Annotated in this window: 7 protein-coding genes; 4 read left to right on the top strand and 3 right to left on the bottom strand. The window is 36.8% G+C overall.

From position 1 onward, the window contains the following. The first annotated feature begins 90 nt into the window (after positions 1 to 90). Genes FHL05_RS06315 through FHL05_RS06300 form a run of 4 tightly spaced genes read left to right on the top strand, consistent with a single transcriptional unit; the run spans position 91 to position 2,870 of the window. Positions 91 to 975 (top strand): metal ABC transporter solute-binding protein, Zn/Mn family, encoded by an 885-nt coding sequence (locus tag FHL05_RS06315; RefSeq protein WP_153522292.1) that lies wholly within the window; start codon positions 91 to 93, stop codon positions 973 to 975. Positions 976 to 977: 2 nt separating this feature from the next. After that, positions 978 to 1,646, top strand: a complete 669-nt coding sequence (locus FHL05_RS06310) for an ATP-binding cassette domain-containing protein (RefSeq protein ID WP_162000233.1) — start codon at positions 978 to 980, stop codon at positions 1,644 to 1,646. A 3-nt stretch (positions 1,647 to 1,649) separates the two neighbouring features. Next, complete coding sequence (locus FHL05_RS06305) at positions 1,650 to 2,447, top strand: metal ABC transporter permease (protein WP_153386194.1); 798 nt, start codon at positions 1,650 to 1,652, stop codon at positions 2,445 to 2,447. A 12-nt stretch (positions 2,448 to 2,459) separates the two neighbouring features. Then, the gene (locus FHL05_RS06300) at positions 2,460 to 2,870 is read left to right on the top strand and encodes a GtrA family protein (protein WP_153386192.1); all 411 of its coding nucleotides are present in this window, start codon (positions 2,460 to 2,462) and stop codon (positions 2,868 to 2,870) included. Between the two features lie 445 nt (positions 2,871 to 3,315). On the opposite strand, the gene scrK is transcribed toward FHL05_RS06300, so the two are convergent. The 3 genes from scrK to FHL05_RS06285 form a co-directional block, all read right to left on the bottom strand. Beyond that, on the bottom strand, positions 3,316 to 4,188 hold the full coding sequence (scrK, locus tag FHL05_RS06295; RefSeq protein ID WP_162000232.1) for a fructokinase ScrK: 873 nt from the start codon (positions 4,186 to 4,188) through the stop codon (positions 3,316 to 3,318). 191 nt (positions 4,189 to 4,379) lie between these two features. Continuing rightward, the gene (locus FHL05_RS06290) at positions 4,380 to 4,856 is read right to left on the bottom strand and encodes a nucleoside deaminase (RefSeq protein ID WP_153384875.1); all 477 of its coding nucleotides are present in this window, start codon (positions 4,854 to 4,856) and stop codon (positions 4,380 to 4,382) included. 96 nt (positions 4,857 to 4,952) lie between these two features. Then, positions 4,953 to 6,560 carry a polysaccharide biosynthesis protein gene (locus FHL05_RS06285; protein ID WP_153384876.1) on the bottom strand — a complete coding sequence of 536 codons (1,608 nt, stop codon included), beginning with the start codon at positions 6,558 to 6,560 and terminating at the stop codon, positions 4,953 to 4,955. Positions 6,561 to 6,566: the final 6 nt, after the last annotated feature.

The following is a 6,566-nucleotide window of genomic DNA, read 5'->3' as shown; positions in this document are numbered from 1 at the left end:
GGGTCGAACATCTAAAGGGCATGAATGGTGTCCTTTTTTGGTGTTCTTAAATGGTTATTACTAATAAATGGTATACAAAAATAAAGTTGATTGCAAAATACCTATCAACTTTATTTATCGTACAGCCTTTTATTTTCGCTACTGATATTTGTAGGCGGGTGCAGTCAAAGAACTGCTTCCAAGAAACTTATCACAACAACGGTCAATACATATATTGAACCGATTGAAAGCGTCGTCGGGGACAAGTACCAAGTCAAATCAATCATCGAATCAGTCAATGTTGATCCACATAGCTTTTCGCCATCGAGTAACGATGCTAAGCAAGTGGCTGACTCACAACTGATTGTTTCCAGTGGTCTGGGATATGACGATTGGATCAATAAAATTGTGACTGCCAATAGTCAGAATAAAAATTTGATTGATTTCTCAAGCGACGTTTTGAAAAAAGAAGATGGCGCTAATGAACACGTTTGGTTTGGCGTTTCAAACGTTCAGAAATTGACGCGTAGCGTTTATCAACACATGAAAAAAATCGATCCCAAGAATCAAGCTTATTATCAAGCTAACTTTAAGAAATACGATTTAAAATTGGGACGCTTGATCAAAAGAGAAAAAGCTTTGAAAAAGTACACTGATGGGAAAAAGGCTTATGCAACTGAACCTTTGCCTTATTACTTGTTAAAGGATTTAGGGATGTCGATTGCTAATCCGCATTTTGCCAAATCGATTGAAGATGACACGGACCCTTCCATTGAAGATGTTGAGAAAATGGAACAAGGCTTAAAAAACCACAAAGTTAGTTTTTTAGTGGTCAATAAGCAAGTTACTAGTGGAATCATTACTAAAATGACAGCCTTAGCGAAAAAGCATCATGTTCCAATCGTTTACTTTACGGAAACTTTGCCTAGCGATTTAGGTTATTATGATTGGATGAACAGCAATATTACGCAGATTGAAAGGATAGTGAAGAAATAACTGTGATTGAAGCAAAAGATCTAACCAAGAAATTTGGGCAACAACTAGTTTTTGAAAATCTCAACTTCAAAATCAATGATGGCGACTTTATTAGTTTGATTGGTCCTAATGGGTCTGGGAAAACGACTTTGGTTAAAATCATGATGGGATTAGAGAAAAAGACTAGCGGCGAATTGTCGCTTGATAACAAGCAGTCGATTGGCTACGTTCCTCAATTTAGAAACATTGATTTAGATTATCCTTTGAATATTGAGCAGTTTATTCGCTTGAATCTAAAATTCACTTTTAGTCCAACTAAGAAGCGTGAAAACGATGAATTGATCAAAAACATTTTGGAAAAGACGGGTCTGACGCAATTAAAAAATCGTCCATTAGGCTTAGCTTCTGGTGGTGAAAAGCAAAAGGCTTATCTGGCCCAGGCTTTGTTGAACGACCCGAAGGTTTTGATTTTGGATGAATCGACGGCTAGTTTGGATGTTGAGGTCAAGATGCAGTTGATGGATTTAGTGCAAGAACTAAATCAGAAGTATAATTTAACAGTCATTTTCATTACGCATGATTACGAATTGACTAAGAAATATACGAGTCGAGCACTTTTCTTCCAGAATAAAACGATTAAAGAAGTTAATGTGAGTGACATTTCTGAAGAGATGTTCGAGATGGGTGGTTAAAAGATGTTTGGATATGAATTTATGCGCGAGGCCTTTATTGCTAGTACTTTTATCGCTATAACGGCTGGATTAGTCGGGGTCTTCGTTGTATCTCGCAACATGTCTTTTCTGTCGCACACGTTGTCAGAAATTGGCTTTGCTGGAGCGGCATTTGGCATTCTAGTGGGAATATCACCATTAGCAGGGATGATTCTCTTTACTTTGGTCAGTTCAATTGCAGTCGGCAGTTTGAGCACAGAATCGTCTCGGCGTGAGGCTTCAATCAGTGCTATTTCATCGCTGTTCATTGGTTTAGGAATTTTATTCTTGTCGTTGTCATCTGAATCCAGTAGTTATGCTACTAACATCTTATTTGGTAGTATTGTCGGAATCAGTGCCAAGGAAGTTCAGCAATTAATGATTTTGGCTTTATTTGTAATTTTTGTTTTCATAATTTTCTATAAGCCACTTTCATTTGACTCATTTGACCATATTGGAGCCCGTGCAGCCGGTTTAAAGACTCGATTACTCTCTATCGCTTTTTTAGTAACTTTGGCTCTAAGCGTCAGTATTGGTGCTCAAATCGTAGGTTCATTATTAGTTTTCGTTCTATTGACTCTTCCTGGAGCAACGGCTAAGTATTTAGTCCATACCGTTCCTAAGTTAATTATGGTGTCAGTAGGATTGTCGCTTGCTGGAGTTTGGTTAGGACTATACTTAGCTTTTGTAACTAATTGGCCAGTGACCTTCTTCATTTCAGCTTTTGAAGTGATTGCTTACTTCTTAGGATTAAGTTATAAAAATTGGAAATTAAACCATTAAGGAATAAATTAAATGATAGAAGAATTGTGGAAGAAATATAAAGATACGATCCCTTATTTATTTTTTGGAGTTTTAACAACTGTCGTTAATATCGCTAGTTTCGATATTTTATGGCAATTTTTAGGCTGGAATTATCAGATTGCCAATGCTGTCGCATATGTTTTGTCAGTCCTTTTTGCCTACGTTACTAATAAGTTGTGGGTTTTTAATTCCCATACCAGTACTTGGGGCGCTTTTTGGAAAGAAATGGGATCATTTTTCTTGTTTAGAGCTGCCTCTTGGGTGATCGATCAGGGAACGATGACGATTGGTGTTTCGTTGTTAGGTTGGAATGGATTGTTGGTTAAGTTCATTGCTAATGTGGTCGTGGTTGTTTTGAATTATATTTTTAGTAAGTTTATTATTTTTCGGAAGAGGAGTTAGGGAGATTCTTTTTTTTGAAAATTTGATTTTGATGTATAGAAAAAGAGAGGACCTTTTTCAGTTCTCTCTTGGTTGATGATTTTATTTTTAAAAAAGCTCTCAACTTTTGGAGGTTATCCTTTGGTTGAGGGCTTTTTTGTTGTTTTATACGTTTAGTGCTTTTGGTGTTTTGCTGCTTTATAGTGGAAACGAGTTCCGTGGGGACAACTTCCTACACCTAAGGCTATTTCCCAAATCACTCGCAAGGTGCGCGAGCAATTCGTGAAATTGTCTTAGGCTCCGGAAGCTGACCGTCCCCACTGCACTCTCTAACTGAAACGAGTTCCGGTGGGGCAACTCATTGCGGCTAAGCCTATTTCCCAAATCACTCGCAAGGTGCGCGAGCAATTCGTGAAATTGTCTTAGTCCTCGTGAGCTGACCGCCCCACCTGCACTCTCTTTTTCTCTAATCCTGCAATTCTCTAATAGCCAAAGCAAAATCACCTAATGTTGCTGAGCCGTTGTCTTTGATTTCTGGCATTGTGATGTACTTATCTAATTCTGGTACTTCTACATAATCGTTTAGTAGTTCTTTGAATTGTGCTCGTACTTTGTCTAGGAATGGTTCGCTGACTACTCCACCACCGAAGACAATTTTGTCTGGTCTTAGGATCAATGTTACTTGAATAGCTGCTTGGGCTACGTAGTAGGCCATGATGTCCCAGGTGTGGTCTGTTAGTGGTACTTCTTTTCCTGGTTTGCCTAATCTAGCATCGAATGTAGGTCCGGCTACTAATCCTTCTAAACAATCGCCGTGATATGGGCAGATTCCCTTGAAGTCTAGGTCGTCAGGGTGACGTTTTAAGAATGTGTGTCCCATTTCTGGATGTCCAACATCTCCAACAAAGTCACCGTTAGAAATAGCACCAGCACCTACACCAGTACCGATTGTGTAATAAACTAATGAATCGATTTTTTCGTTAGATAACGTTGACATAACGTATTCGCCATAAGCTGAACCGTTAACATCAGTTGTCCAAAACATTGGTATATCAAAGTTTTCTTTCATCTTGCCGATGAAGTTTGTGTCTTTCCAACCTGGCTTTGGCGTTGACGTTATATAACCATACTTGGGTGAGTTCTTTCTTAATTCAATTGGTCCAAATGAAGCAATCCCTAAAGCCTCAATGTCGAATTTCTTAAAATAGTCAATTGCTTTTTGGATTGTTTCCTCAGGTGTTGTTGTTGGGAAATGTATGCTGTCCTTAATACGGTAATCCTCATCACCTACGGCGCAAACAAATTTAGTTCCACCTGCTTCAATGCTTCCTACTAACACGTTTATCTCTCCTTATCGGGTAATCGTTTTCAATGTTTTATACGATACTATTTTTTATTTTTGACGTCAAATATTTTTATATACAGTTTATACTAAATTCGTATTAAAGGCGATATAACAGTCTTGAAACGACCAAAAAAACCGTCCCAATTCATTAATGAATTGGACGGTTTTTAAAAAATAATTGAAAATTAGTAAACGGTACTGCTTTCATTTTCTTTAAAATCTTGAAAGGCTTTGATAGTTAAGTCACGATCGTGTTGTTCTAAATTTAAAGTTGATTTATCTGTTGAACCACTATCTAAAAATTTATACATAACGTCGTCACGGAATCCGATTTTATCAGCATCTTCAGGAGTATTGCCATAGTAACAAGTTTTAATATTTGACCAAATGATAGCACCTAAACACATAGGACAGGGGTAAGCGTTGGTATATAATTCGCAACCACTCAAATCGTGAGTTTTGAGTTTCTTGCAAGCCTTACGGATAGTCTGTATTTCACCATGGGCAGTAGGGTCATCATTGGATAAAACGCTGTTTTTACCTTGGGCCACAATCGTTCCATCTTTGACGATGACAGTTCCGAAGGGTCCGCCAATTTGAGTTCCAACATTTTTTTGAGCTTCATTAGCAGCAAGCCGCATGAATTTCTTATCGTATGCCATTAAAAGCGACCTCCAATCTTTTCTAAATTCAGTATAAAGCATAATGATGGTATAAAAAAAGAATTAAAAACTAAATAATTTTTAATTCTTTCCATATTAGTATATTTTTGTATCGCGAATTTCTTTCAATATTTTTAAAGAACCATCTTTGTAACTTAAGAAACCATAGACAAGGATTCCTAAGATACCACAGATAATAATTACAATGATAGCTCCGACTTTAGTTGCCTCAGAAATCACTTGGACAATTAATAAATTAGCAATTCCAACAACTACAAGCATGATTAAACCGTCGATAAAAATGCGGAATAATTTTTTGGCTAAGACTTTATCGATAATTTGGAACTGTTTATTCAATAATCTAAAGTCAAAATAACTCATAATTACAAAAGCAATCGTCGTTGCGACTACGGGTCCGTAAACGCCAAGCATCAAAGTCATTGGTAATTGCAAAATAATTTTTATCAAATAGGCAATGGCTAAGTAAATCATGGATTTTTTCATGTGGTTAGTTACTTGCAAGATATTTTCCAAAATCATAAATGAACAATAGAAGAAAGCTTCAAAACAAGAAACAATCAAAACTTTAGCTCCTAAAATACTTTGATTATAGAAAACAAAAGCTGTCCAAAGTTGGCGACTGATAGCGATGACACCAAATGTAGCTGGCAAAATAATAAAGATAGTAAATTGCATAATCTTACGCATGAAGTTTTGAACTTCTTTATTTTCAACCTTACGACTGACCATCGCTGATAATGCGGGAATAACTGAAGCAGAGACTGAAATGGCTAGAGAAACTAGCACCATGATGATTTTATTAGCTTGGAAGCCAAACATCGCATACAGATTATCGATGGTTTTTTGACTAGCATGTAAAATCAGCTGGTAAATCCAAGTAAAAGTAGTCTGATCGAACAATTGCAAAACGGTCATAATTGTATCGACTAGCAAAAAGGGAATAGCTGACTTTAGCATTGAACCAAAGTTGATATCTGATGCTGGAGCCACATTTTTTGGTGGCTTTATATCTTCAATTGTTGTTGAACGTCTGACTTTGACGCGAATCCAAAGCAAGAATAAGTAAGCTAAAGTGGCACCAATAAATGAAGCAAGAGTAGACTGATTAACAGCAGAAATATAATTACCCTTTTGTAAAATCATAATTGTATAAGTGGCATAAAGCATGTAAGCCACACGAGCAATTTGTTCAATAACTTGAGAAAAAGCTGAATATGAAATAAAAGCATAACCTTGAATATAGCCACGAAGAATTCCTAAAGCAGGAATAATCAACATTGCAATACTCAAATATTTAATAGGCGTTACGACGCGCATATCGCCTGCCGCTAGTACGATAGCAACATATTTTGCTCCAAAGAACATAACGGCAGCACAACCGATACCAACTAATGTCATGTAGAAAGTATATTTTTTAAAGAGCTTTTCACTTTGGTCGAATCGGCCTAAAGCATTGTGTGCTGCAACTTCTTTTGAAATTGCTGAAGGAATACCAGCAGTTGCGATGATTAAGAATAAATTGTAGATATTATAAACTTTACCGTACATCGCATTGGCAGCATAAACGGCAGCGGGTCCAATCCAGATATTCCAAGGAATAATATAGACGACAGCTAAAACTCTCGAAATTATTCCACTAATGGAAATCCAAAGTGAACTCTTTAGTAATGAATCTTTTTTCATTGTATT

This window comes from Companilactobacillus halodurans (genome assembly GCF_009600995.1).
GTDB classification, from domain to species: domain Bacteria; phylum Bacillota; class Bacilli; order Lactobacillales; family Lactobacillaceae; genus Companilactobacillus; species Companilactobacillus halodurans.
Note: the sequence above shows the minus strand (reverse complement) of the source record. Positions and strands in the feature narration are given on the sequence as shown.